Below are 23,207 nucleotides of genomic sequence, written 5' to 3'. Positions count from 1 at the left end.
GGGTCTCTGATATGAAGTCATCATGAGATATTTGCGCCAGTTCTTCGCATGTTCCGTCCTCGCGGCTCTTGCGATGCAGGTGGGTTGTGGAGCGGAGGCGCCGGACGGCGTCGAGCAGGCGTCGGAGGTCGGCTCGATCAGCCTCGCCCTCGTCGGGACCAGCGTCACGGGCGCGACGTACCGCCTGTCGAACGCCTGGTTCAGCATCCACGGTCCGACGAACCGGCGCGTCGATGGCTCGACCGAGACGCCCGTGATCACGGAGGTGCTTCCGGTCGGCCACTATGACGTATACCTCGAGCCCTACTGGGTCCTCGAGCGGTGGACCGGCGTCGGTTACCAGTCCGTTCAGGCGGTCCTGACGTCGCCGAATCCGCTGCAGGTCCTCATCGACGAAGGCACGACATCGACGGTCGTGTTCCAGTTCCGCGCCGACGACGAGCTCGTGTCCGTCGGTCAGGGGAGCATCGACATCGTCATCGGCGTCGACGACGCGGCGGCGCCGCGCGAGGACACCGACGCAGCCTGCGGCAACGGCTACGATGACGATGAGGACGGGCTCGCGGACTGCGCCGATCCGGAATGTCAGGGGCTGCCCCTCTGCGCGCCGCCGGGTATCGCGGCACAGTTCACCGACACGCTCGGCGATGACATCCCCGCCATGTGGCCTGCCGTCGTGCTCGCGGACGCGACAGACGCGGACGACATCGTGCTGGAATGCAGAGAATGTGCAGATTGCGGGACGTTGCGGTGGAGCCTCGCGAGCGTGGGCTTCAGCCAGGAGCAGGTCAGCGAGATGACCTATTATTTCACGACAAAGGAAGAGGTCGTGGACGGGGAGGAGGACATCATGCAGTGGTCAGCCGGCTGCGTCGACTGCTTCGGGACCTCTTGTTACCCGCAATACAACTTCTTGTACTGGAGCGCGGGCAGCGGCCTGGCGCACTTCCATCTGACCGAGACTGCAGCGGACTGCAGCTCCTCGGTGTGGAACGTCATGGGACCGCGGGATACGAACGGCGCCGAAGGAAACCTGTGCGGGCCCGGTGTCGTCGGAGGCATATCCCAGTATTCCGGCAAGGTGGGCGAGTGGTTCCAGATTTCGATCGTGAACCCGCGGTAGGGGACCAACCAAGGTCGGGTGCCCCCTGACCATCCACCGCCGGATGGGCGCTCCGAGCGACGGGCAGCGAGCGCGTCGAGGAACGGCAGCGCGTGGGGCGCGGCCTTCCGCCATGCCACGGCGATGCCTCTTTTCGTATCACTCTGCGGGTCCGTTCCTCCGCTTCACGGCTCCTTTGCGCGCGTCGAGCCCGGCGGCCGACTCGACGCGATCGGCGTGAGGGCTGCCCGGGTGTGCCTCGAGGAAGCGCCGCGCCGCCGCGTGTGCGCCCGCGCGATCCCCCTTGCTCGCCAGCGCCTCGACGCGGATCGCGGCGGCCTCGTCGGAGAGCTGAGCGCTCGGGAACTCGCGCGCGTGGCGAGCCAGGAGCGCGAGGGCGGCCGCCGGATCGCCGCGTCGCAGCGCGCGCCGCGCGGTGTCGAGCAGCGCCAGCTCGGAGGCCAGCGTCGGCGCGTTCCTTTCGCGTGCGCGCGGGCTGTTCACCGCCGTGGCGGCAGGCGCCGTGGCGGCGGGCGCGGCCATGGGCGGAGCGTCGTCCGTTCGCTCCTCCGGGGCGCGCTCGTGCAGCTCCACCTCGGCCGCGCCAGGTGCGCGCGGCGCGGCGAGCGCAGCCGGCGCGCTGGACGCCTCCCGAGCGCGCCTCGCGGGCATCGGCGCGTCGACGTGCGTCCATTCCGCGACCCCGAGCGTGAGGACCCCCGCGAGCGCCCCGATCCCGAGCGCGCTCAAGATCCCGCTCCCGCCCGCCACACTCGCCACCTTCAGCGCGGCGCTCGCCCCCGCCGCGGCCGCGCCCCCCGCCGCGGCCGCGCTCCCCGCCCCCACGGTCGCGCCCCCTGCCACGACCGCGCCCCCCGCCCCCGCGGCCGCGCCCCCTGCCACGACCGCGCCCCCTGCCACGACCGCGCCCCCTGCCACGCCCGCGCCCCCCGCCCCCGCGGTCGCGCCCCCTGCCGCGCCCGCGCCCCCCGTCGCCGCCACGGCCGCGCCCCCCGTCCCCGCCACGGCGGCGCCGACGCCGACCGCGACGAGCATTCGCCGGGTCAAGCCGCTCGGCGGACTCTCGTCGAGCGCCGCGCGGAGGAGCGTCGTTCGCAGAGCACTCCCCTTCTGGTCCAGAAGGCGCTCGGGATCGGTCATGGCGATTCACCTCGGAAATGGGCCCGCGCCTCTATCCGCCTCACGGCGGCCTGGAAGTGCTCGCGCGCCCGGCGGAGGCGAGACGCGACCGTGCCTGCCGGAAGATCGAGCAGCGCCGCGATGTTCGCCGTCGTCATCTGCTCCAGCTCGAACAGCACGAAGACAGCGCGCTGCTCGAGGGGCATCGTGTCGAGGATGGCATCGAGCGTCGCGCGGGCGCGAGCGCGATCCATCATCTCCTCGGGGTCCGGCGCCGGGTCGACGCGCTCGCAGGGCGCTTCCTCCAGCACCTCCCGGCGCCGCTGCTGGGTTCTCCGCGCGCGCGAGGCGATCCGCAGCGCCGTGCTGAACAGGAACGCGGCCTCCCGGCCCGATTCGATGTCCCCGAGCCGCCGGGCCGCCACGAGGAAGACCTGCTGCGCCGCGTCCTCCGCGTCGGCGCGCGGCACGCCGAGCCGCACCAGCGAGCGCCAGACGAACGCCGAATGCTCCATCACGAGCCCGGTGAGGCGCCCGGCCGCCGCCCGGCTGTCGGGCGGAACTGCGGCGGGGAGCTGCATCAGGGTCAGCGCTTCACCACGGCTCACGCCTTGTGCAATCTCCGGATCGAGACAACTCGATCACAAAATCGACAAGCCAGCACGGAGCAGCAGCATCTGGTGACCGCGGGCACTTCGTGGATGAGCTGCGCCGAGCGTTCGAACAAGCATGAACGCCGCGCCAGCGGAAATTGCGGTCCTTATTGCACGTCGACGCGCACAAGCGCGCTGGGCGTGGGCTCCCCGTACTGCATCCGCGTCGCCTCACGCATGGATCACGACCGCGCGCGCAGCGCCTTCGTCGTCGCCGGCGCTCGCGGTCACGACGACGCTTCCTTTCTTGTGCCCTTGTTCGACACGGGCAAGCACCGTTGTTCTCAACCCCGCTCGCCCGACGCGTCACCTTTCCACTGAAAGACGTGCTCGAGCGGCGCGCCGAAGGCCGCCGCGATGCGGAAGGCGACCTCGAGGGAGGGCGAGTAACGGCCCTGCTCGATGGCGACGATGGTTTGACGGGTGACGCCGACCTTCTCGGCCAGCTCCGCCTGTGTCATCTCGCCCGCCTGAAACCTCAGCGTGCGGATGACGTTCGTGATCCGAGGTTGCCCCTTGCCCATGCCGCGTTCCATTCCTTGAACGTCATCTCGCCCTCCGAGGCAGCGCGTCCTTCCCCATCCGCAGGAGGCGAGCTCCGCCTGCCACACATCCGGCCGCGGATGGCCGGACGTCTGCGCCGCTTCACGCGCGCGGCCACGGCTCTGTTTCCTCGCGGTTTCGCCCCGCTCCGCGCCCCGGCGCCCGCTCCGCGGCCGCGCTGGTTCGAGGCGTCAGCGATCCCTGGAGGGATCGCTGACACCTCGAACCAGGTAACTGACCGGCGAACCAATGTCAATTATTTGATACATGGAGTCTAAATTAATGGACACAGAGTCCAGTTTCTACGACATCAGGGTGCTCGCCGTACCTTCCGTCAGCGAGGGCGCCAGCGTAGGCTCTCTGGCGATGCTCACTCCCACGGTGGTCGTGTTCGACCTGGACGGTACGTTGATCGACAGTCGGGGCGACATCGTGGCGGCGGTGAACCATGCGCTGGTGGCGACGGGCCGGGCCCCGCTACCAGGGCAGGTGATCGTCCGGTACGTGGGCGACGGCGCGCGCGCGCTGTGTGCGCGCGCGGCCAGGCTCCCCGAGACATCCGAGAGCGTCGAGGACGTCCTCCGCCACTTCCTCGACTACTACGCGCGGCACCCGCTCGACTTCACCCGCTGGATGCCCGGCGCGCAGGAGATGCTCGAGAGGCTCTCGGACCTCGGCGATCTCGCGCTCTGCGTCTGCACGAACAAGCCGCGCTCGACCACCGACGCGGTGCTCGCCGCGCTCGGGGTCGGCGCGCGCTTCCGCGCGGTGGTCGCGGGCGGCGACGTCGCCGCCAAGAAGCCGGATCCCGCGCCGCTGCTCCACCTCGCGGCGCGCGTCGGCATCCAGCCGCACAAGATGGTGATGGTCGGCGACGGCCCTCAGGACATCGAGTGCGCTCGCCGCGCAGGCGCGCGGTCGATCGCCGTCCTCGGCGGCTTCGCATCGCAGGACGAGCTCCTCGACGCCCACCCCGACGTGCTCCTCCGTACCATGGGAGAGCTCTGGGACGTCCTCCGCCGCTGGCGCGACGCGACGGTCAGGCTCTCCACCGTTCGTTAGCTGCACACCTGCGCGCGTCGGGTCGGCGTGCGCGTCGGATCTGTGAGCGCGGCCGGCCTGCACGCGCGGCCAGCCTCCCTCCCCGCACGCGCAGGACGTCGCCGCCTGCGCGCGCCTCAGGCCGGCGTCGCTTACGCGCGCCTCAGGCCGCGACGCCCTCGGCGATCTCGCGCCCGAACGCTGTCGCGTTGAGGATCGCGCGCAGGCGCACGCGCGCCCGGTGGAGCCGCGAGCGGACGGCGCTCTCGCTCACGGCGAGCTTCTGCGCGATCTCCTGGAGGCCGAGGTCCTCGTGGTAGTGCGCGAGCACCACGTCGCGGTAATCATCCGGCAGCTCGCAGAGCGCCTCGCGGACGTACGCCTCCCGCTCCGCCGCGGACGCGGCGTCGTCCTCGCCGATCGTGCTGCGCATCGTCGGCAAGAGGCCGAGCTCCTCGAAGTCGAGACCCTCGACGATGCGCGCGCGCTGCCGCCGCTGCGACCGCATCAGCATGAGCGCCTCGTTCGCCGTCACGCGGAAGAGCCACGTCGTGAAGCTCGATTCGCCGCGGAACGAGCGGATCGTCCGCACCACCTGCAGCAGCGTCGACTGCACGAGGTCGAGCCGATCCTCGTCGGACACGGGGTAGCGCGCGAGCTGCCGCTCCACGTGCGGGCGGATGAGCCGCGTGAGCTCGTCGAGCGACTCCCGATCGCCGTCCTTCGCCCGGCAGATGACCTCGGCTAACGGGCCCGCGCTCGCGGCGCGGGGCGAGGGGCGCGACCCGACCACGCCGGGCGGGGTGAGACCGCAGGGCGCCAGAGGAGTCTCAGGCCTCGTGCTGGCGCTCGGTACATCGGTCGGAACGGCGGTCAGAGCCATGAGCCATCTCTCCGTCGAGGGCGCCGCGTGCGCTTCCGGCCCACGGGCCCGGTGGTGCGCTCCGACCAGCAAAGGCCTTGCCACGGCAAGCTCAACGGACGTGCGCGCCGCGTGCGCACCGCGTGCTCAGCCGGTATAAGCGGGGCCACGATGTCCAGCGACGCTCCGCGATGGGAAGCCCCCCGAGGGCGAAACAGCCAAGTTCCGACGCCCGGGGTGGAGCGGCCAGCGCCGTCCGCCTCCGCACCGCAGCGCGAGTACGGGCACCCGCTGCCCGCCGGTATGCGCGATCTCCTCCCCGAGGAGGCGCGGCGCCGGCGCGCCCTCGCCAAGCGTGTGCTCGATCACTTCGTTCTGTACGGCTACCAGCCGGTCTCGCTGCCCGCGTTCGAGTTCGCCGAGGTGCTCGAGCGCGGGCTCGGCACGCTCGACGCCGCGGACGTGCTGCGCTTCATCGAGCCCGAGTCGGGCGAGGTGGCGGCGCTCCGCCCGGACATGACCCCGCAGATCGCGCGGCTCGTGGCCACGCGGCTCGCGGACGCGCCCCGCCCCATCCGCCTCTGCTACGAGGGCACGGTCCTCCGCCGCCGCCAGGGGCGGGCGCGGCGCGATCGGCAGATCCCGCAGGCCGGCGTCGAGCTCTACGGCGTCGGCACGCTCGCGGGCGACCTCGAGATCCTCCGCCTCGCCGCCTCCGCGGTGCGGGAGGCTGGCCTCGATCACTTCGTGGTGGACCTCGGCCACGGGATGATCGCGCGCGCGCTGCTCGACGCCGTCCCGGCGGCGCTCGCGTACGAGCTCTCGGAGGTGATCGAGCTGAAGGACGCCTCCCGCCTCGCCGCGGTGCTCGCGAGCCCGAAGGCCGCCGACGTCCCGCGCCGCATCGTCGCGGCCATCGCCGCGCTGCCGGACCTCGCGGGCGGCGGCGCGGCTGACCCGGACGGCGCCGCGGTCTTCGACCGCGCCACGCGCCTGCTCACCGGCACGCCCGCCGAGGCGCCGCTCGCCGAGCTCCGCGCGCTCTGGGACGCGGCGAGGGCAAGCCCCGAGCTCGGCCCGGCGCTCCGGGTCGACCTCGGCGAGCTCCGCGGTCTGGCGTACTATACGGGTGCAATTTTCCACGTGCTGGCCGATGGCCCCGGGGAGGCGATCGCGGCGGGCGGGCGCTACGACATGCTGCTGTCCCGCTTCGGCCTGCCGATGCCGGCCGTCGGCTTCGCGCTGAACCTCGACGCGATTGCCTGGGCGCGCGACGTCGCGGGCGCGGCGGACGAGCCGGCGCTGCGGGTGCTCGTCGCTGTGCGGCCTGAGCGCGCCGCGTCGCTCGCGGCGGCGCTGCGGGGGCTGGGCCTCCCGGCCGTGACGCACGCGCCGGACCAGGATCCGGAGGGGTACGCGCTTTCCTGGCGGTTCTCTCACCTGGTGCGGGAGCGGGACGGGGCGCTTGTGGTCGAGGCGACATCCGGCGGCGGCGAGGCCGCGACGAGCGCGAGCGCCGTTCCGGCGGCCCTCGACGACGCCGCGGCGGCCCAGGCGATCGTGCTGAAGACGGGGGCAGGACGTCCGGGCGGCAAGTAGACGCTCGCTCGGCAAGCGAGCCTGGGGTAAAGGCGAACCTGGACCCGGACGGAGCCGCTCGGAGTGACGAGCGGGCCGAGGCCGGGCCACGTGATCCAAGAGGAGCTTCGGAATGACCGCGATCGTGATCGTCGGCGCACAGTGGGGCGACGAGGGCAAGGGCAAGGTCGTCGACCTTTATACGGAGAGCGCCGACCTCGTGGTGCGCTACGCCGGCGGGCCCAACGCCGGCCACACGCTGGTGGTGGGCGGGGAGAAGCTCATCGTTCGGCTCATCCCGAGCGGCATCCTCCGCTCGAACGCCCGCTGCGTGATGGCGCAGGGCATGGTGGTCGATCCCGGGGTGCTCGTCTCCGAGATCGACGCGGTGGAGGCGCGGGGCTGCTCGACGCAGGGGCGGCTGTTCGTGTCGGATCGCGCGCACCTGATCTTGCCGTTCCACCCGCTCGTCGACTCGCTCCGCGAGGCGGCGGCGGCGGACGGCGTGCGGCTCGGGACGACCAAGCGCGGCATCGGCCCCTGCTACGAGGACAAGGCGTCGCGGCGCGGGGCGCGGCTCGGCGATCTGCGCGACATGAAGCGGCTCGCGCAGCTCGTGTCGCGCTCGCTCGAGGCGTGGACGCCGACGCTGCGCGCGCTGGGCGGCGAGCCGCCGTCGCTCGACGCGATCCTCGACGAGCTCACGCCGCTGGCGAAGCGCATCACGCCGCTGCTCGCCGACACGTCGCAGCTCATCGACGGCGCGCTCCGCCGCGGCGAGCGCGTGCTCCTCGAGGGGGCGCAGGGGACGTTGCTCGACATCGATCACGGCACGTTCCCGTTCGTGACGTCGTCGTCGGCGATCGCGGGGGGCGCGTGCGTCGGCGCCGGGGTCGGCCCGACGCGCATCCGCCGCGTGCTCGGCCTGGCGAAGGCGTACTGCACGCGCGTGGGCGAGGGGCCGTTCCCGACCGAGCTCGACGGCCCGCTCGGCGAGCGGCTCCGCTCGGTCGGCGGCGAGTACGGCTCGGTGACGGGCCGGCCGCGGCGGACCGGGTGGCTGGATCTGCCGGCGCTGCGCTACGCGGCGCGGGTGAACGGCCTCGACGGGATCGCGCTCACCAAGCTCGACGTGCTGACCGGCATGCCGGAGCTCAAGGTCTGCGTCGCCTACGACACGCCGTCGGGCCGCACGCGGGAGTTCCCGATCGACGACATCGCGACGGCGAAGCCGGTGCTCGAGACGGTGGCCGAGTGGAGCGAGTCGATCGACGCCGCCCGCTCCATGACGGAGCTGCCCGCGGCGGCGCGGCACTACGTGGAGATGGTCGAGAAGGAGACCGGCGTGCCGGTCGACGTCGTCTCCGTCGGCGCGGACCGCGAGGCGACCATCGTCCGGCGCAACGCGTTCGCCTGAGCGGCGGCACCTCGGCTCGCCGCAGCGGGCGATGAGCCGCCGTCTCGTCCGGCAGAACGGTCGTCCGGACGTGCAGCTTCGATATTTACTGGCCCGAGCCGCCGTTCTTGCTACCGCCGCCGGGCGTGCCGCCCCGCTGGCCGCTGCCGCCGCCCGGCGTGGTGGTCCCGCCCGGCGCGCCGGTTCCACCGCCCGGCGGCGCGAGAGACCCGCCGCCCGGCGTACCGCCGGTCCCGCCGCCCGGCGTACCGCCGGTGCCCGGCGTACCGCCAGTGCCCGGCGTGCCGCCCGGCGTACCGCCAGTGCCCGGCGTGCCGCCCGGCGTGCCGCCCGTGCCGCTGCCCGGTTTGCGCTGGGTGCCGCTGCCCCACTCCTGCGTGCCGCCCTGGGTGCCTGGCTCGCCCTGGGCGCCTGCGCCCGGCTCTCCCAGCTCTCCTCCAGGTCCAGGCATCGTACCCGCGCCGGGCGTTCCGCTCTCGGGCGCTCCTGGGGCTCCAGGCGCGCCGGGGGTCTCTCCGGTCGGCGCGGGCGCCGGCGAGGCCGCCTCTCCGCCTCGATTGCCCCCACAGGCCATGAGCGGCAGCGCGGTCAGGACTACCAGAAACATGCTTCGCATGATGTGTCTCCCAGGTCGTTTGCGTTCGCGGCTCGTGCCGAGCCGCCGGCGATGCGGACGCGCCCGTGCGCGCGAAGGCCGCCTCCAGAGCCTGGCGGCGTAGCGTCCCGCGCTCGACATGCTGGGGCCGGATCCGGCCCTCGGGATCGAGACGACGCTGGAACGGCGCATCGGGCCGCTCCCGATCGAGAGCCGTTATCCTCTCAGGACACGAACAACGCCTGACGCCGGCCGGCGCGCGCTCGACGACAGGCGCTCAGCCGGTCACGCAGCGAGCGAATCGATCCACACGCGCCACACGCGGCGCGCAAACCGCCCTCTCCGCGGCTCGCCCGGCGATTGCATGGCGAAAGGACCACCTGTGACCGCGGAGCACGCCGCGCCCGCGCGCGGCCGCTCGCAGCGCGGCGCACGTCGGAGGGGTGAGGCATGCGCGAGAAGTTCATGGAACCAGTCGTCGTGATCACGGGCGCCTCGAGCGGCATCGGCCGCGCGACAGCGCTGGAGTTCGCCAGGCGCGGAGCCGCCGTGACGCTGGCGGCCAGGCGAGAGCAGCCGCTGCGCGAGCTCGCCGCCGCGTGCGAGCAGGCCGGCGGCAAGGCCCTCGTCGTGCCCGCCGACGTCACGAACGAGGCGGCCGTCATGGAGGTCGCGCGGCGCGCCACGGAGGCCTTCGGCCGGATCGACGTGTGGGTCAACAACGCGGCGGTGACGCTCTTCGGGCTGTTCGAACAGACGCCCTCCGAACCTTACCGGCGCGTCATCGAGACCAACCTGTTCGGCACCATCCACGGCGCCCGGGCCGCGCTGGCCCAGTTCCGGCGGCAGGGCAGCGGCGTGCTCATCAACGTCGCCTCGATGGCGGCCAGGCTCCCCGAACCCTATGTCAGCGCCTACGTCGCCTCGAAGCACGCGATTCGCGGGCTCTCCCAGAGCCTGAGGCAGGAGCTCAGGCTGCTGCGGGCCCGCGACATCCATGTCTCCACCGTCCTGCCGGCGACGGTCGACACCCCGCTCTTTCAGCACGCAGGCAACTACGCGGGGCGCACGCCCAGGGCCATGCCCCCGATCGTCTCACCTGAACGCGTGGCGCGCGCCATCGTTCGCCTGGCACGGAAGCCTCGGCGAGAGATCTTCGTGGGCAGCGCGGGCCCACAGCTCGCCTTGCTGTCCCTCCTCGCGCCGGGCCTCGCCGAACGCCTGCTCGCGCGGAGCGTCGACAGGCTGCATCTCCTGAACGACCGGACCGCCTACGCGACGAACGGCAACCTGTTCGCGCCCCTGCCGGAAGGAACCACCGTGACCGGCGGATGGAAGCAGAAGCCGCGCGGGAACAGGCGCCTCCTGCGCGCCGCGGTCCTCGGGCTCGCGGCCCTCGCGCCCGCCGCGCTAGGCCTCTTGTGGCTCCGCCCAAGGCTGCTCGCGTAGACGCGCGGCGGTGACGGCGCGCTCCCTCGAAGGCGTCTGGACATATCGTCGGCACAAGCACGCTTTACAGCCCGGGCCGAACAGCTCACCCGCTGTGCGCCGCTCGACAGCCGATGCCCCTGCAAGAAGGTCGGGCGAAGTCAGAAGAGAGAAGTTCGCTTTTCCTCCAGGGGATGGACTATTCTGTCCATTCCTATGGCCGAGAACAGCTACGTGTTTGCGGGTTCGGAGCGTGCGCGAGAGCTGGAGCGCCTGCGGCGGATCGAGGGCTTCTTCGACCCCGGCAGCCGGCGCCTTCTCAAGGCGTCCGGGATGGGGCCCGGCTGGAGCTGCCTCGAGGTCGGGGCCGGCGCCGGGTCGATCGCCTGCTGGATGGCAGAGCGCGTGGGCCTCGAGGGCGAGGTGGTCGCGGTCGACCTCGATGTCGGGTTCATGGACGCTTCTCCGCCGCCGGGCGTCCGGATCATCGAGGGCGACATCCGCCAGCTCAATTTCCACGCGGCGCGCTTCGATCTGGTGCACGCCCGCTACGTGCTCGTCCACAACGCGGATTTCCAGGATCTCCTCGACGCCATGCTCGCAGCGCTGAAGCCCGGCGGCCACCTGGTGCTCGAGGAGCCGGACTTCACCGCGGCGAGGGGCGCCTCCGGTCCGGATATCGAGGCTTTCGATCGGGTCAATCGGTCGATCCTCGCGATGTTCGAGGCCGACGGCAAGGACCCCGGCCTCGGCCTGCGCCTGCCCGCGATCCTGACGTCGCGAGGGCTCGCCATCGAGGCCGTCGAGAACGAGGTGCCGCTGTGCCCGGGCGGTCACCCGCTGTCCGAGATCATGAGCCTCTCAGCCACCCAGCTCCAGCACAGGCACCTCGCGACAGGGCGGGTCAGCGCGGAGGATCTCGCCGGCTACGCCCGGTTCGCGGCCGATCCGTCGGCGTGGGGTGTCTACTATGGCACCGTCGGCGTCCTGGCCCGCAAACCGGCCAGGATCTCCGACTGACGTCCTTCTCCCGCCCGGGCGGCCAGATGACGGTGCCAGGTGACGGAGACCGAGAGCCCGACTCCGGGCCCATCCTCCAGCAAAGCGGCAAACTCCGTCCTGCGCTCTCTGTCGAGCCCGGACATGGCACCACGCTGATCCTCCGACAGCGCCGCTCCCGGCCCCCGCCCGCCCTCGCGCAGGGATTCCAGCGCCGCCGCCCGGGCGAGTGCCCGCGTCCGTTCATCGACGTCGAGAGGTGGCACCTCTGCGCCGGTCCGTCGCGCGGCACGGACGATTCAGCCGATCCTGCGCGCTGGTGAGAATTGCCTATTTGATGTTCTCGCGGCTTGCGTCTCCCAACAACAGTTCAAGATACGTGACGGGGCGGGCCAGGCATCACCGCCGAGCGCTCCAGCGCCGGCCCCGCTTCCGTCAATGACATGGGGGAATTATGAACATTCGAGTCGACTCTCTTCGTTTTGCATGGATGGCAGCCCTCGCGCTCGCGGGGACCAGCGCTTGCTCCGTCGCGGCGGGAGACGGTGTTCTGGTGGCGGCGGACGAGGACAGCTCGGAGGAGGCGGTCGAGTCCACCTCACAGGCCTTCTCGCTCACCATGCCGCAGCTCGCCGCGGTGCTCGCCGCCTTCAACGCGCTCGAGCTCAGCGACGCGCAGATGGCCCGAGCCAAGGCGTCGGACGCGCACGTCTTGGAGCTCGCCCAGACGCTGTTCGATCATCACACCGCCGCGAGCCAGCAGCTCGGGCTCGCGCTCACGCAGATGGGCATGGCGCCGGTGGACAACGAGATCAGCCTGGCGCTGATCGAGCAGGGCGCGGCGGATCAGCAGCAGCTCACGGGGCTCGCGGGGCCCAGCTTCGACTGGACGTTCGTCAATGTTCAGATCTATCGACACCGGGAGTTCCTCGCCCATCTCCAGGAGCAGATGGCCATCGTGGGGCCCGAGCTGCACCCGGGGCTCTCTCACCTCGTCCCGGAGGTCCTGAGCGCCACGAAGCGGAACCTCTCGTTCGCCACGTCGCTCCTCGCGCTCATCGGCAGCCCGTACATTCCGGAGGGCGGCTATCCGCCTGGCGTCCCCTATTTCGGCAATTACGGCACCTACGGCAGCTACATCGACTACGGCAATTACGGTAACTACGGCAATTACGGCAACTACGGCGGCGGCTTCGCCAACAACGGGCCTTCCTACGGCCCCGTCTACTTCGGCGCCAACGGGCCCTACTCGCCCGCCGTCTCCCCCTACTACGGGGTTTACGGCCGCAGCGCGCCGTCTGGCTTCGGCGCGCCCAGCCCGTACCCCCGCCCGTGAGCCGAGGGGCGCGGCGCGCTACAGGCGGCGCCGTGCCCGGCCGCGATCCGGGATGACCGCGTGGATCTCCGCCTCGCTGAAGCCAGCCGCCCTGTAGAGACGCTTCAGGTGCACCAGCTCGATGTGCGCGCTCTTCGCCACCGAGGCGCGGATGCGGTCGAGCACGCTCAGCCGCTCCAGCGGCAGCCGGGTCGCCTCGACCGTCGAGCGCACCGCCGCCGCCGCCGACTTCACCTCGGCCGCCGCGGCCTGCGCCTTGTCCAGGCTGAGCTTCGGGTGGATCCCCGAGCCGAGCAGCTGCGCGAGCACCTCCAGCCGATCCGGCTGCCCCGTGAGATCGCCGTCCTCGTCGTCGGCGAAGTAGGCCACGCCGCCCGGGAACAGGATCGACAGCGCAGGATCCGCGGAGGGGCGCCCCACGGCGTTCCAGACGTCGTCGGCGACCTTGCCGAGCGCGTCGTCGGCGCGCGCGGACTCCGCCTCGACCTTGGCGAGCAGCGGCTCCGCCTCGGAGCGCGCGGCGTTGCGCTGGGCCTCCACCCCGTCGAAGAGCGTCAGCACGGGCACGAGCCGCTGCTCGGCGAGCTCCCGGAGGGGCCCGCCCTTCGCGGAAGCGCTCTGGAGCGTCGCGCGCACGTCACCGATGATGTCGTCCGCTGGCGCATCCTTGCGAATCACCTCGCCCATGATGTCGATCCTCCTCAGGCTCCAAGGCTGCGGAGTCCAGCGAAACACGACCCGCGAACGCCCCCCGTCGACGCTGTCACCTCGGGCACCATAACGGACCAACGCCCACCCGATCAACCGGATCGCAGCCCTGCGCCGTCGGCCCCGGCGTGAGCCTCCAGCGCGCCTCCCTGGTACACTCTCGCCGTGCACCTCGGCCCGCTTCTGCTCACGGCCCTGCTCGTCCTCCCGCTCGCCGCGCATGCCGGACAGGCTGGCGATCTGGTCGCCGCCGCGGCGGCCGCGGGGCGTCCGCCCGAGTGCTCGGCGCGATCCGGCCGGGCCATCGCGCGGGGGCCCACGGTCTGGGAGCGCGCGCGGGCGCCTGAGCTCCCGCGCTACTGCGACCTGCTCGCGCGCGGTCAGGCGCAGCTCGGCGGCGACGCCGAGGCGGCGCGCGAGTCGGCGCGCCTCGCCGACCAGCTCCTCCCGGGGCACGCCGCGCCGCAGGTCCTGCTCGCCCGCGCGGCCCTCGCGCTCGGCTCGCCCGAGGACGCCGCGCGCGCCTTCGAGCGGGCGCGGAGCGTCGATCCCCGCAGCGTCGAGGATCCGCAGACGATGCACGACCTCGCGCGCTCGCTCGCCCGCACCGGCAAGCGCGGCGAGGCGATCGCGATCTACCGCGCGCTCGTCCCGCGGATCGATCTGCTCGGGACCGCGGACCAGCGCGCGCTCGTGCTGCTCGAGGCGGCGCACCTGTCGATGGCCACCGCGGGCGCGGCGTCCGTCGCCGACGCGAGCGCGAGGCCGCCCGCCGGCGCGCACGGAGAGGCGGCCGCCCGCGGGGACCTCGACGAGGCGATCGCCTACCTGCGCGAGGCGCGCCTGCGCGCGCAGACGCAGCTCGCCCGCGACGTCACGCTGTCGCTCGCGCTCGCGCTGGACCGCTCCGGCGACAAGGCCCAGGCGGACGCCGCGCTCGAAGGCGACGCGACCGCCCTGGAGGCCGCGCGCCCGCGCGAGGAGGCAGCGCGCGGGCGCGCGGAGGACCGGAGCGCCGGCGCGGCAGCGCGCGAGCGGACCGCGGACGACCTCGCCAGCGCGGCGGCGCGCCTGCGCACCGTCGAGTACCTCGCGGTCCCGGAGGACAGGCTCGCCCTCGAGGCGCTCGCGCTGGAGCGGGCCATGACGGCGGCCGCGATCGCGCGCTGGGAGGCGTACCTGTCGGGCGCCGGCGGCCAGGGGCCATGGGCCCCGGCGGCGCGCGCGCGCCTCGACGCGCTCCGGCGAGGCGCAGGCGGCGGGGGGCGCGCGCGCGCCCCGCAGGAGCGGAGCGCGGCGCCGCGGCCAAGCGCGGGAGGGGCGCGGTGACGCGGTCATCGCTCCCGCCCCGGCGGTCGCCCCTGCCGTGGCGCTCGCGCCTGCCGGGCATCGCGGCGCTCCTCGCGTCCGCGCTCGCGGCGGGGCCCCTCCACGCAGCGCCGACCGTCTGGTCCCGCGCGCTCGATCCGGCGGCCGACGAGCGAGAGGAGCTCATCTCCCAGGCGGACGCGCTCCTCGCGCGGTACGACCAGCTCCGGCGCTCGCCGCTCCTGGAGCGGGTCGAGGAGATCGGCCCGCTCTGGCTGCGCGAGGCGCGCGCCCTGTACGAGCGCGCCGGCGCGGCGACGTCGCGCACCCCTTCGGTGCGGCTGCGCTACGCCGACATCCTGGAGCACCTCGGCGACGTGCAGGGCGCCGTCGCGACGCTCGAGGGGCTCCTGCGGCTCCAGCCTCCGGCGCCTTTCCGGGCCGACGCGTGGCACGCGCTGGCGGTCTGCTACGCGCGGCTCGGCAGGTACACGGACGAGATCGAGGCGTACGACGAGGCGCTGGTGCTCGAGCCGCACGCGGTCTCGCGGGCGCTGCTGCTGGCCAACCAGGCCGAGGCCTACATGGCGCTCGGCGACATCACGTCGGCGGTCGAGGGGTACCGCGCCTCGCTCTCGACCCTCGGGTCGCTCGATATGGTCCGTTACGGCGTGACCACGCTCTGGGGGCTCGCGGTGGCGCTCGACCGGTCCGGCGACCTGGAGGGAGGCATCGAGAACATCCGGCTCGCGAGGACCTACGACCGGGCCGATCAGCAGATCAACGGCGCCGGCTGGTTCTACGTGCCTGCCCACGACGAGGCCTGGTACGCGGCGCTCGGCCACTGGGCCGCGGCGCGGAGCGCCGAGCTCGGCGCCGCGCGCGCGGAGGCCTACCTGCAGGCCGTCACCGCGTGGGAGTCCTACATCGCCCGGGCTCCGGGGAACGATCACTGGCTGCCGCTGGCGAAGGCGCGGCGGGCGCAGTGCGAGAGGGAATCGGAACAGACCCTGAAGCGCCTGCGCAAGCTCGCGGCGCCACAGCGGCGCTGAGCCGAGGCGGCGCGCGCTTCAGCGTCTGGACGGCCGCGCGCCGCTTCCGCCCGCTCCGGCGACGCACGGCGAAGGACGGCCGCGCGTACGCGTGGTTACCGATGGCGCTCTGGTCGTACAGCGTACAGCGGGCGATGGCGAGAGCCCCCTTTACGACCCCGGCCGGCGGGTTCACCTTAACGTGGTCGCCCTCGCGCGCGGGGGCGGCGCCGGCCAGCTCACCCCGGACGGAGGATCCATCGAGATGCGTGACTCGGTGTTCGATGAGCATGTGCTCTGGTCCGGACGCCCCAAGGTCGTCGCGACGCCGATGCTCTACCTCGTGGGCGCGGCGGTCTGCGGCGTGACCTCCGCGATCAGCACCGCGTCCGCGATCGTCGTGAGCAAGGCGCTCGACGCGTCGCCGAACCAGCTGCTCGCCTTCGCGGCCTGGATGGCGAGCCTCGCGGTGGCGTTCAGCTACCTGCCGCGCTGGTGGCGCTCGGAGCTGGAGTACATGCTCACCGATCGGCACATCGTCGTGCAGCGCGGGAAGCTCCGGCGCTCCATCGAGCGGCGGTCGATCAGCTACGCGCGCATCCACTGGAACCCGAAGCACCCCGGCGTCGGCGACCTCGAGCTCGTCAGGGCGGTGCCGACCGGCGCCCTCCGGCGGCGGCTGTCGATCGTGCTGACCGGGGTCGTGGCCCCGGATCGCGTCTGGGCGATCCTCCGGGGCGTGGTCCCGTCGGCGCCCGCGGGCGACGGTCACCGCCTGCTCTCGCAGCGCCTCGACGAGGGCGAGCGGGTGCTCTGGTCGGCGCACCCGGCCGACGGCTGGCACAAGTGGCTCCCGAACGGCCTGCGCGGCGTCGGCTCGGTGCTGCTCGGCGTGCTCCTCGGCGGCTTCGCGGTGGTCACGGCGATGCACGCCGTGCGCAGCATCCGCATCGTGACCGCGGCGGGCATGGATCCGGAGAGCGTCTCCTTCGTAGCGCTCGTCGCGTCCCTCTCGCTCACGATCGTGCTGCTCGTCGCCGCGGGCGCGGCGATGCTCTACATGTCGGTGGTGCGCCCCGCGCGGCTCTCGGCGCGGACGCGGTACCTCATCACCGACCGGCGCGTGCTCATCCAGCGGGGCGACGAGGAGCTGCACCTCGATCGCTCGCGCATCGTCGACGTGATCGACGCGCCGGGCGCCGGGGGCCTGAGGGACGTGTTCCTCGTGCTCGACGGCCCGCGCGCCCGCGCCGTCGCCGCGAGCGGCGCCTTCGGCGAGGCCCCGGGCGCCGGGCTCCAGCCGGTGCTGCACCGGGTCACGGACGTGGACTCGGTGCGGCAGATCCTGCGACCGGCGTAATCCGCTGTGCGGTGCCGTTCAGACTGGATCTCGAGCGCTGCCTCACACGCGAGCCCCGATCCTGCGCCTCCGAGCTGAGCAGTGTACCCCGCGCACGCTGGATCAGGGTAAGGAGCCCCCATGCCGATCGTTCAGATCTCCGATCCGCAGCAGCCGGCGCCGACGAGCTGCGGCGTCATCGTCTTCCGCCTCGATCTCCAGACGGGCAACGTCGACGGCACCTTCGCCCTCGCCCTCTACGAGGGTGAGCTCGCGCGCGAGACCGGAACCAAAATCAGCGGCCCGCCCGGAAATTTCGAGGGCGAATACTCGGTCACCACCCTGCGCCCCGACGGGACCACCTTCGCCCAAGGCCGCATGATCGCTCAGCGGCTCGGCGCGCAGGGCGTCTACCTGGTCCGCTGGGAACTCGAGCCGGTCCCGGAGGCGCTCCAGGATCTCGGCTATGTCCCGGGGACGCGGCTCATCTACGAGGCGATAGGGATGACGCTCCGGGGCGGCGCGGAGATCGCGGTCGCCTGGGACAACAACGTCTTCGCGCGGCGCTGGCCCCAGGGATCCGCCCCGCAATAGCGAGCCCGGGTCTCAGCCAGGCAACACGACGATGAACGTCGCGCCCTCGCCTTCCTTTCCATCGACCCGGATCGTGCCCCGGTGGGCCTGGACGATGTCGTAGCTCAGCGACAGCCCGAGCCCCGTGCCCTGGCCCGTGGGCTTCGTCGTGAAGAACGGGTGGAAGATCTTGTCCCGCAGCGCCTCGGGGACGCCGACCCCGTTGTCGCGCACCCGGATCTCGACCTCGCGCCCGAGCCGCCGCGTGCTCACCATCAGCGTCGGCACGTACGGCCCGGCCGCCGAGCGCTGCTTCTCTCGCAGCGCGTGGAAGGCGTTCGTCAGGAGGTTCACGAACACCCGCCCGATCTCCTGCGGCACCAGCTCGATCGCGCCCACCGCCCCGTCGTAATCGCGCTCGATGATCACGTTGAGATCGAGCTTCTGCGCCCGCATCCCGTGGTAGGCGAGGCTCACGTACTGATCGAGCAGCCCGTTCAGCCCGACGCTCTGGCGCTCCCCCGTGCCGCCGCTCGCGTGCTGCATCATCCCCCGCACGATCCCGTCGGTGCGCCGCCCGTTCTCGGCGATCTTCTCGGCGCTCTGCTTCAGGCTCACCACCAGATCCTCGATCTCGGCGACCCGGAGATCCCGGTTCGACGCGAGCCCGTCCAGGATCTCGGCGGTGATATCGACGTTCGCCTCGGCGAAGTTGTTGATGAAGTTGAGCGGGTTCTTGATCTCGTGCGCGATGCCCGCGGTGAGCTGCCCGAGCGAGGCCATCTTCTCCGATTGCACGAGCTGGAACTGCGTCGCCTTGAGGTGATGCAGCGCCTCCTCGAGGTCGGCGTTCTTCTTCCGCAGCTCCGCCGTCCGCTCCCCGACCCGCTGCTCGAGCTGCCCGTAGAGCACCGCGTTCTCGATGGACACGGCCATCTGGGCCGAGAGCAGCCGCAAGACCTCCAGCCGCTCCTGCGTGAACGCGCCCGTGGCCAGGTTGTTCTCGAGATAGAGCACGCCGATGAGCTTGCCCTGGTTGAGGAGCGGCATGCACAGGACCGACCGCGTCTGGTTCCGGGTGATGTAGGGGCTCTGGGTGAAATCGCCCTCGTGCGCCGCGTCGCCGAGCAGCACGCTCTCGCGGGTCCGCTCCACGTAGACCGCGATGCTCTCCGCGAACTGCCCCCCCTCCACGGACGACACCAGATCCAGCTCCGTGACCGCAGGGGCGGCCCGCGGGTCGGCCGGATCCACGCGCGCCTCCACGCTGGGGATGAGCTCCTCGCCCTGCGCGAGCAGCAAGACGCCGCGCTCGGCCCCCGCGTTCTCGATGACGATGGTCATCAGCTTGGTGAGCAGCCGCTCCAGCACGAGCTCGCTGGCGATCGCCTGCGACGCCTTGAGCACGCTGCCCAGATCGAGCACCCGCGACGTCTGCTGCCGGGTGCTCGTGGTGGTGAGCGTCGTCCGGTCGAGGGGCGCCTCGGCCAGCGGCTGCGGCGGGTTGAGCTCCGCGTCGAGCAGCGCCACCTTGCGCCGCGCGCCCCAGAGCTCGAAGCCATAACGCGCGTCGGCAAGGTAATCCCTGCCGAGCCGCTCCTTCCCGCGCCGGAGCCAGAACCTGCCGTAGAGCTCGCTCGCGAGCGCCTCGTCCTGGAGGAACCCGTGCGCCCTCGCCGCGGTGATGGCGCGCTCGTACAGCTCGATGGCCTCCCCGGTCTCGCCCGCGAGCCGCCCGAGCTCGGCCCCGACCAGCGCGTGCATGTGCGAGAACGTCTCCGGGCAGACCTCCGCCCAGCGCCCCAGTTGATCCCGCCTCGCCGCGGCGGCCTCCTGGAAGGCCCGCCGCTCGTCCGCCCCGGCGCCGTCGGCCAGCGCCGCGAGGCACAGCGCATGATGAAACTGGTGCTCCGCCGACGCCACGTTGCCGGTGACGGCGGAGATGAGCGCCTCGGCCCTCGTCGCCGCGGCGCGCGCCCCCGCCAGATCGCCGTGCAGGTACAGCGTCTGCGTCTTCAGGATGTGATGGTAACAGAGCGCCATCACGCTCTGGTTCGCCTCGCATGCGGCCAGGTAGTCGGCCTCGGCGGCGGGATCCGGCGCGGCGCCCCCGTCCCTGCCCGAGAGGTCCGCGAGCGCGAGCTCCAGCCCGCGGATGATGTCGATCGCGATCTGGTTCTTGCTCTTCTGGTTGAAGTGCAAAAACTCCGGCAGATCCGCGAGCACCTGGGCGAGGGGCCTGCCCTCGTACAGCTGGTTGAACAGCTTGTAGATGAGGATATAACCCGCGTACCGCAGCTCCCCGGCCTCGAGCCCCGCCTTGTACCCAGCGTCGTTGACCGCCTGGGCCGCCGGCAGGTGCTTCACCCACGGCAGAAGGAAATTGCCGAGGGCGAAGCAGCTGTTGCAGACGTCGCCGGGGCTGTTGAACCGCTCGCCGAGCCGCACCGCGAGCACCCCCATCTCGTAGCCCGCGAGCTGCTGGCCCCGGAACCCCGAGAGCACGATCCCGTAGAACGCGAAGATCGAGCAGGCGCCGGGGGCGAGCCCGTACTGGAGGCTCAGGCCGACCGACTTCGTGACGGTGAACGCGTAGAGCTGCCGGTCCACGTAGAACGTCGCCGAGAGCACGTTCGAGAGCAGCTTGAGCGCGGCCTTGCCGGCGGGGTCCTCCACGGCGGGCGCCTCCAGCAGCGAGTCGAGGGGGCGATCGCCGAGCCGGCGGTCGACGTCCGCGAGCTCCGCCTCGAGCGCCGCGCCGAGATCCCGCTCGGGCAGGTCGATGCCGAGCAGGGCGAGCCCGCGCCGGGCCACGTCGATGGCCTCCGCGTACCGCCCGACCATGGTGCAATGGCTGACGAGCGCGTCGTAGACGCTGGCCTGCTCGAGCGGCGTCCGCGCGTGATCGAGCAGCGCCCGGGCGAGCGTCTCGGCGCGCGCGTGGTTGCCGTTGAGCCCCTCGGCCTCCGCGAGCGCGCGGTGGAGATCCGCGGTGAGATCGTGGTGCTCTCCCCAGGAGCCCTCGGGCAGGAGCGCGAGCCCCACGGCGAGGTACTCCCGCGCCGCGGCATAGGCGGTGGAGCTCTTCGCCCGCTTCCCGGCCTCCAGGTTCAGCCGGGCGATCTCGAGCCGCTCGACCGGATCCGTGACGAGGCCCCGCCCCTGGTTCAGGTGCGTCGCGAGCTGGAAGATCCGCTCGGCCCGCTCCGGCCCGCTGATCTTCGAGAGGAGCAGCCGCCCGATCCTGAGGTGCACCGCGGGCCGCTCCGCCTCCTCGACGAGCGCATACGCCGCCTGCTGCACCCGGTCGTGCAAGAACCGGTAATGCCGCACGAGCAGCGAGGGATTTGTCGAGTCCTGGACCACCTCGAGCTCGGAGGCCGGGAGCAGGAGCCCCTCCAGCGCCGCCGCGAACAGCGCCTGGGACAGCGCCTCCTCGGACCTGCCCGCCACCAGCGAGAGCGCGCGCCCGTCGATCTCGCTGCCCATGCAGGCGCCGAGGCTGAGCGCCTGCTGGGTCGCGGCCGGCAGGCTGCGGATCTTGCCGATCATGAGATCGATGATGCCGTCGGTGACGCCCTTCGCCTCGATCCGGCCGAGGTCCCATTGCCACCGCCCCCGCTGCCGGTCGAAGGCGATGAAGCCTTCCTTGTGCACCGCCTTCAGCAGCTCGCTCACGAACAGCGGGTTGCCCTCGGTCTTGCGCACGATGAGCTCCGCCAGCGGGCGGACCCGCTCCGGCTCCGCGTGCATGGCCTGGCCGAGCAGCTCCTCCACGTGCTCGCGCGCGAGCGGCCCGAGGTGGATCTCGCGCACCGCCGTCCCGTACGCGCGGATGGCCGCGAGCGTCATCGTGAGCGGGTGAGCCGGCCCGACCTCGTTGTCCCTGTAGGCCCCGATCAGGAAGAGGTGCGCCAGTCGCTCCTCCCCGAGCACCCGCTCGAGCAGCCGCAGGCTGGCCGCGTCGGCCCATTGCAGGTCGTCGAGGAAGATCACGAGCGGGTGCTCCCGCTTCGCGAAGACGCGCAGGAAGCGCTCGAGCACCAGGTTGAAGCGGTTCTGCGTCTCCGTCGGCCCGAGCTCGGGCACCGGCGGCTGCGGCCCGAGGATCGCCTCCACCTCGGGGATCACGTCGAGGATGACCTGCCCGTTCTGGCCGAGCGCGCCGCGCAGCGCCTCCTGCCACCCCGCGAGCCGCGCCTGGCTCTCCCCGAGGATCTGCCGCACCAGCGACCGGAACGCCGCCACCACGGCCGCGTAGGGCGTCGCCCGCTGGAGCTGGTCGTATTTCCCGCCGATGAAGTACCCCCGCCGCCGCGTGATCGGCTCGTACAGCTCGCGCACGAGCGCGCTCTTGCCGATGCCCGAGGAGCCGGTCACGAGGAGCAGCTCGGCCGCCCCGCGCGCCCCCTCGACGGCGCTCCGCGCGCCCTGCGCGACCCGCTCGAAGGTCGAGAGCAGCGCCTCCACCTCGCGCTCCCTGCCGTAGAGCCGCTGGGGGATCTGGAACCGCTCCGGCACGTCGCGCGCCCCGAGGTCGATCGCCCCCACCGCGCCCGTCTCGCGGAGCGCCGCGATGCACGCCGCGAGATCCGCCTTGATGCCGTACGTGCTCTGGTATCTCGCCTCGGGCGCCTTCTCCAGGAGCCGCATCACGACGTCCGACACCGCCCTCGGCACGCCTTTCGCCCGCGCGTGAGGAGGCGCCGGGAGCCTCGCCAGGTGGCAGTGCACGAGCTCCATCGCGTCCTGCGCCGGGAAGGGGAGCGCCCCGGTGAAGAGCTCGTAGAGGGTGACGCCGAGCGAGTAGAAGTCGGTGCGGTAATCGATCGCCCGGTTGGTCCGGCCGGTCTGCTCGGGGGCGATGTACATGAGCGTCCCGTCGAGCACGTCCGGGCTCTTGAGGACGGGGTTCTCCCGCGAGAGCACGGTGGAGATGCCAAAGTCGATGATGGCGAGCCGCTCCCGCTCCGCGCTCCAGACGATGTTCGAGGGGTTGATGTCCTTGTGGATGATGCGCTGCTCGTGGAGCTGCCCGAGCGCGTCCACGACACGGACGGCGATGTCCAGCGCCTCGGCGAGCGGCGGCGTCCCCCGGCGCAGCAGCCTGTCCAGCGACTCCCCGCCGAAGTCCTCGATAGCCATGGTCCAGCCCTGCAGCTCGAGCCCGAGGCCATAGGCCCGGGGGACGCAGGGCAGCTCGATCCCGCGCTGCATATCGTATTCGCGCTGGAACCAGGCGAGCCGCTCGGGAGACGGGCGGAGCGGCTTCAGGATCTTGAGGATGAGGGGCTCCCCGTCCGCCTTGCGCAGGGCGCGGCAGACGCGGGTGTTGGTGCTGTCGTAGACCTGAGCCTGTATCTCGTACCCGGGCAGGACCATGCTGGATCTAGCCTCGAAGCGCCGCGGGGCAGCGGGGCGAGTGGCGGAGGGCGGCGCTCATGGGAGCGGATTGGACCACGGTCCGCGGGACAAAGCCATGTCCCCGCCGGGCCGGCGCTCCTTCGACGCGCCTTCGACGCTCCTTTGACCGAACGCGCGCGCGGCGCCTCCT

General features: G+C 72.3%; 18 protein-coding genes. 11 read left to right on the top strand and 7 right to left on the bottom strand.

Translation table 11 applies throughout. The features are described from left to right. Positions 1-22 precede the first annotated feature (22 nt). Positions 23-1,123, top strand: coding sequence for a hypothetical protein (locus WME73_RS48905; protein WP_437914072.1), 1,101 nt, complete (start codon positions 23-25; stop codon positions 1,121-1,123). Between the two features lie 138 nt (positions 1,124-1,261). Here the strand turns inward: WME73_RS48905 and WME73_RS48900 are convergent, their stop codons facing one another. The 3 genes from WME73_RS48900 to WME73_RS48890 form a co-directional block, all read right to left on the bottom strand. Continuing rightward, complete coding sequence (locus tag WME73_RS48900) at positions 1,262-2,263, bottom strand: hypothetical protein (RefSeq protein ID WP_437914071.1); 1,002 nt, start codon at positions 2,261-2,263, stop codon at positions 1,262-1,264. After that, on the bottom strand, positions 2,260-2,850 hold the full coding sequence (locus tag WME73_RS48895) for an RNA polymerase sigma factor (protein ID WP_437743137.1): 591 nt from the start codon (positions 2,848-2,850) through the stop codon (positions 2,260-2,262). The genes WME73_RS48900 and WME73_RS48895 overlap by 4 nt, the downstream gene beginning before the upstream one ends. A 329-nt stretch (positions 2,851-3,179) precedes the next feature. Then, positions 3,180-3,419, bottom strand: coding sequence for a helix-turn-helix transcriptional regulator (locus WME73_RS48890; protein ID WP_437743136.1), 240 nt, complete (start codon positions 3,417-3,419; stop codon positions 3,180-3,182). Between the two features lie 385 nt (positions 3,420-3,804). Here WME73_RS48890 and WME73_RS48885 point away from each other — a divergent pair, with 385 nt between their 5' ends. Next, on the top strand, positions 3,805-4,500 hold the full coding sequence (locus WME73_RS48885) for an HAD family hydrolase (protein WP_437914070.1): 696 nt from the start codon (positions 3,805-3,807) through the stop codon (positions 4,498-4,500). A 142-nt stretch (positions 4,501-4,642) separates the two neighbouring features. Here the strand turns inward: WME73_RS48885 and WME73_RS48880 are convergent, their stop codons facing one another. Further along, positions 4,643-5,272, bottom strand: coding sequence for an RNA polymerase sigma factor (locus WME73_RS48880; protein WP_437743134.1), 630 nt, complete (start codon positions 5,270-5,272; stop codon positions 4,643-4,645). 372 nt (positions 5,273-5,644) lie between these two features. On the opposite strand from WME73_RS48880, the gene WME73_RS48875 reads away from it, so the two are divergent. Together WME73_RS48875 and WME73_RS48870 are read left to right on the top strand one after the other, a co-directional pair. After that, entirely contained in the window at positions 5,645-6,940 is a 1,296-nt protein-coding gene (locus tag WME73_RS48875; RefSeq protein ID WP_437855622.1) for an ATP phosphoribosyltransferase regulatory subunit, read from the top strand. 112 nt (positions 6,941-7,052) lie between these two features. Further along, positions 7,053-8,336, top strand: coding sequence for an adenylosuccinate synthase (locus tag WME73_RS48870; protein ID WP_437914069.1), 1,284 nt, complete (start codon positions 7,053-7,055; stop codon positions 8,334-8,336). Positions 8,337-8,421: 85 nt separating this feature from the next. On the opposite strand, the gene WME73_RS48865 is transcribed toward WME73_RS48870, so the two are convergent. Next, complete coding sequence (locus tag WME73_RS48865) at positions 8,422-8,952, bottom strand: hypothetical protein (protein ID WP_437914068.1); 531 nt, start codon at positions 8,950-8,952, stop codon at positions 8,422-8,424. 429 nt (positions 8,953-9,381) lie between these two features. On the opposite strand from WME73_RS48865, the gene WME73_RS48860 reads away from it, so the two are divergent. From WME73_RS48860 to WME73_RS48850, 3 genes are all read left to right on the top strand, one after another. After that, positions 9,382-10,380, top strand: coding sequence for an SDR family oxidoreductase (locus tag WME73_RS48860; protein WP_437914067.1), 999 nt, complete (start codon positions 9,382-9,384; stop codon positions 10,378-10,380). Between the two features lie 195 nt (positions 10,381-10,575). Beyond that, positions 10,576-11,379 carry a class I SAM-dependent methyltransferase gene (locus tag WME73_RS48855; RefSeq protein ID WP_437914066.1) on the top strand — a complete coding sequence of 268 codons (804 nt, stop codon included), beginning with the start codon at positions 10,576-10,578 and terminating at the stop codon, positions 11,377-11,379. Positions 11,380-11,848: 469 nt separating this feature from the next. Beyond that, entirely contained in the window at positions 11,849-12,694 is an 846-nt protein-coding gene (locus WME73_RS48850; RefSeq protein WP_437743129.1) for a DUF4142 domain-containing protein, read from the top strand. Positions 12,695-12,712: 18 nt separating this feature from the next. Here the strand turns inward: WME73_RS48850 and WME73_RS48845 are convergent, their stop codons facing one another. Further along, positions 12,713-13,381, bottom strand: coding sequence for a hypothetical protein (locus tag WME73_RS48845; RefSeq protein ID WP_437743128.1), 669 nt, complete (start codon positions 13,379-13,381; stop codon positions 12,713-12,715). 186 nt (positions 13,382-13,567) lie between these two features. Here WME73_RS48845 and WME73_RS48840 point away from each other — a divergent pair, with 186 nt between their 5' ends. From WME73_RS48840 to WME73_RS48825, 4 genes are all read left to right on the top strand, one after another. Further along, positions 13,568-14,731: a hypothetical protein gene (locus WME73_RS48840; RefSeq protein ID WP_437914065.1), complete on the top strand. Its 1,164-nt coding sequence runs from the start codon at positions 13,568-13,570 to the stop codon at positions 14,729-14,731. Continuing rightward, the gene (locus WME73_RS48835) at positions 14,728-15,762 is read left to right on the top strand and encodes a tetratricopeptide repeat protein (RefSeq protein ID WP_437743126.1); all 1,035 of its coding nucleotides are present in this window, start codon (positions 14,728-14,730) and stop codon (positions 15,760-15,762) included. The genes WME73_RS48840 and WME73_RS48835 overlap by 4 nt, the downstream gene beginning before the upstream one ends. A gap of 244 nt (positions 15,763-16,006) precedes the next feature. After that, positions 16,007-17,101, top strand: a complete 1,095-nt coding sequence (locus WME73_RS48830) for a hypothetical protein (protein WP_437855592.1) — start codon at positions 16,007-16,009, stop codon at positions 17,099-17,101. A gap of 120 nt (positions 17,102-17,221) precedes the next feature. Beyond that, the gene (locus WME73_RS48825) at positions 17,222-17,674 is read left to right on the top strand and encodes a hypothetical protein (RefSeq protein WP_437743124.1); all 453 of its coding nucleotides are present in this window, start codon (positions 17,222-17,224) and stop codon (positions 17,672-17,674) included. Between the two features lie 12 nt (positions 17,675-17,686). On the opposite strand, the gene WME73_RS48820 is transcribed toward WME73_RS48825, so the two are convergent. Then, positions 17,687-23,035 (bottom strand): AAA family ATPase, encoded by a 5,349-nt coding sequence (locus tag WME73_RS48820; protein ID WP_437914064.1) that lies wholly within the window; start codon positions 23,033-23,035, stop codon positions 17,687-17,689. Between the last annotated feature and the right edge of the window lie 172 nt (positions 23,036-23,207).

The organism is Sorangium sp. So ce302, assembly GCF_051530145.1.
Taxonomy (GTDB): domain Bacteria; phylum Myxococcota_A; class Polyangia; order Polyangiales; family Polyangiaceae; genus Sorangium; species Sorangium cellulosum_B.
Note: the sequence above shows the minus strand (reverse complement) of the source record. Positions and strands in the feature narration are given on the sequence as shown.

Bases quoted from the DNA above. Each gene is read 5' to 3' on its own strand.
- WME73_RS48850 (WP_437743129.1), top strand. From the start codon at position 11,849: ATGGCAGCCCTCGCGCTCGCGGGGACCAGCGCTTGCTCCGTCGCGGCG.
- WME73_RS48820 (WP_437914064.1), bottom strand. From the start codon at position 23,035: ATGGTCCTGCCCGGGTACGAGATACAGGCTCAGGTCTACGACAGCACC.
- WME73_RS48870 (WP_437914069.1), top strand. From the start codon at position 7,053: ATGACCGCGATCGTGATCGTCGGCGCACAGTGGGGCGACGAGGGCAAG.
- WME73_RS48905 (WP_437914072.1), top strand. From the start codon at position 23: ATGAGATATTTGCGCCAGTTCTTCGCATGTTCCGTCCTCGCGGCTCTT.
- WME73_RS48845 (WP_437743128.1), bottom strand. From the start codon at position 13,381: ATGGGCGAGGTGATTCGCAAGGATGCGCCAGCGGACGACATCATCGGT.
- WME73_RS48825 (WP_437743124.1), top strand. From the start codon at position 17,222: ATGCCGATCGTTCAGATCTCCGATCCGCAGCAGCCGGCGCCGACGAGC.
- WME73_RS48875 (WP_437855622.1), top strand. From the start codon at position 5,645: ATGCGCGATCTCCTCCCCGAGGAGGCGCGGCGCCGGCGCGCCCTCGCC.
- WME73_RS48830 (WP_437855592.1), top strand. From the start codon at position 16,007: ATGCGTGACTCGGTGTTCGATGAGCATGTGCTCTGGTCCGGACGCCCC.
- WME73_RS48900 (WP_437914071.1), bottom strand. From the start codon at position 2,263: ATGACCGATCCCGAGCGCCTTCTGGACCAGAAGGGGAGTGCTCTGCGA.
- WME73_RS48855 (WP_437914066.1), top strand. From the start codon at position 10,576: ATGGCCGAGAACAGCTACGTGTTTGCGGGTTCGGAGCGTGCGCGAGAG.
- WME73_RS48865 (WP_437914068.1), bottom strand. From the start codon at position 8,952: ATGCGAAGCATGTTTCTGGTAGTCCTGACCGCGCTGCCGCTCATGGCC.
- WME73_RS48885 (WP_437914070.1), top strand. From the start codon at position 3,805: ATGCTCACTCCCACGGTGGTCGTGTTCGACCTGGACGGTACGTTGATC.
- WME73_RS48860 (WP_437914067.1), top strand. From the start codon at position 9,382: ATGCGCGAGAAGTTCATGGAACCAGTCGTCGTGATCACGGGCGCCTCG.
- WME73_RS48890 (WP_437743136.1), bottom strand. From the start codon at position 3,419: ATGGGCAAGGGGCAACCTCGGATCACGAACGTCATCCGCACGCTGAGG.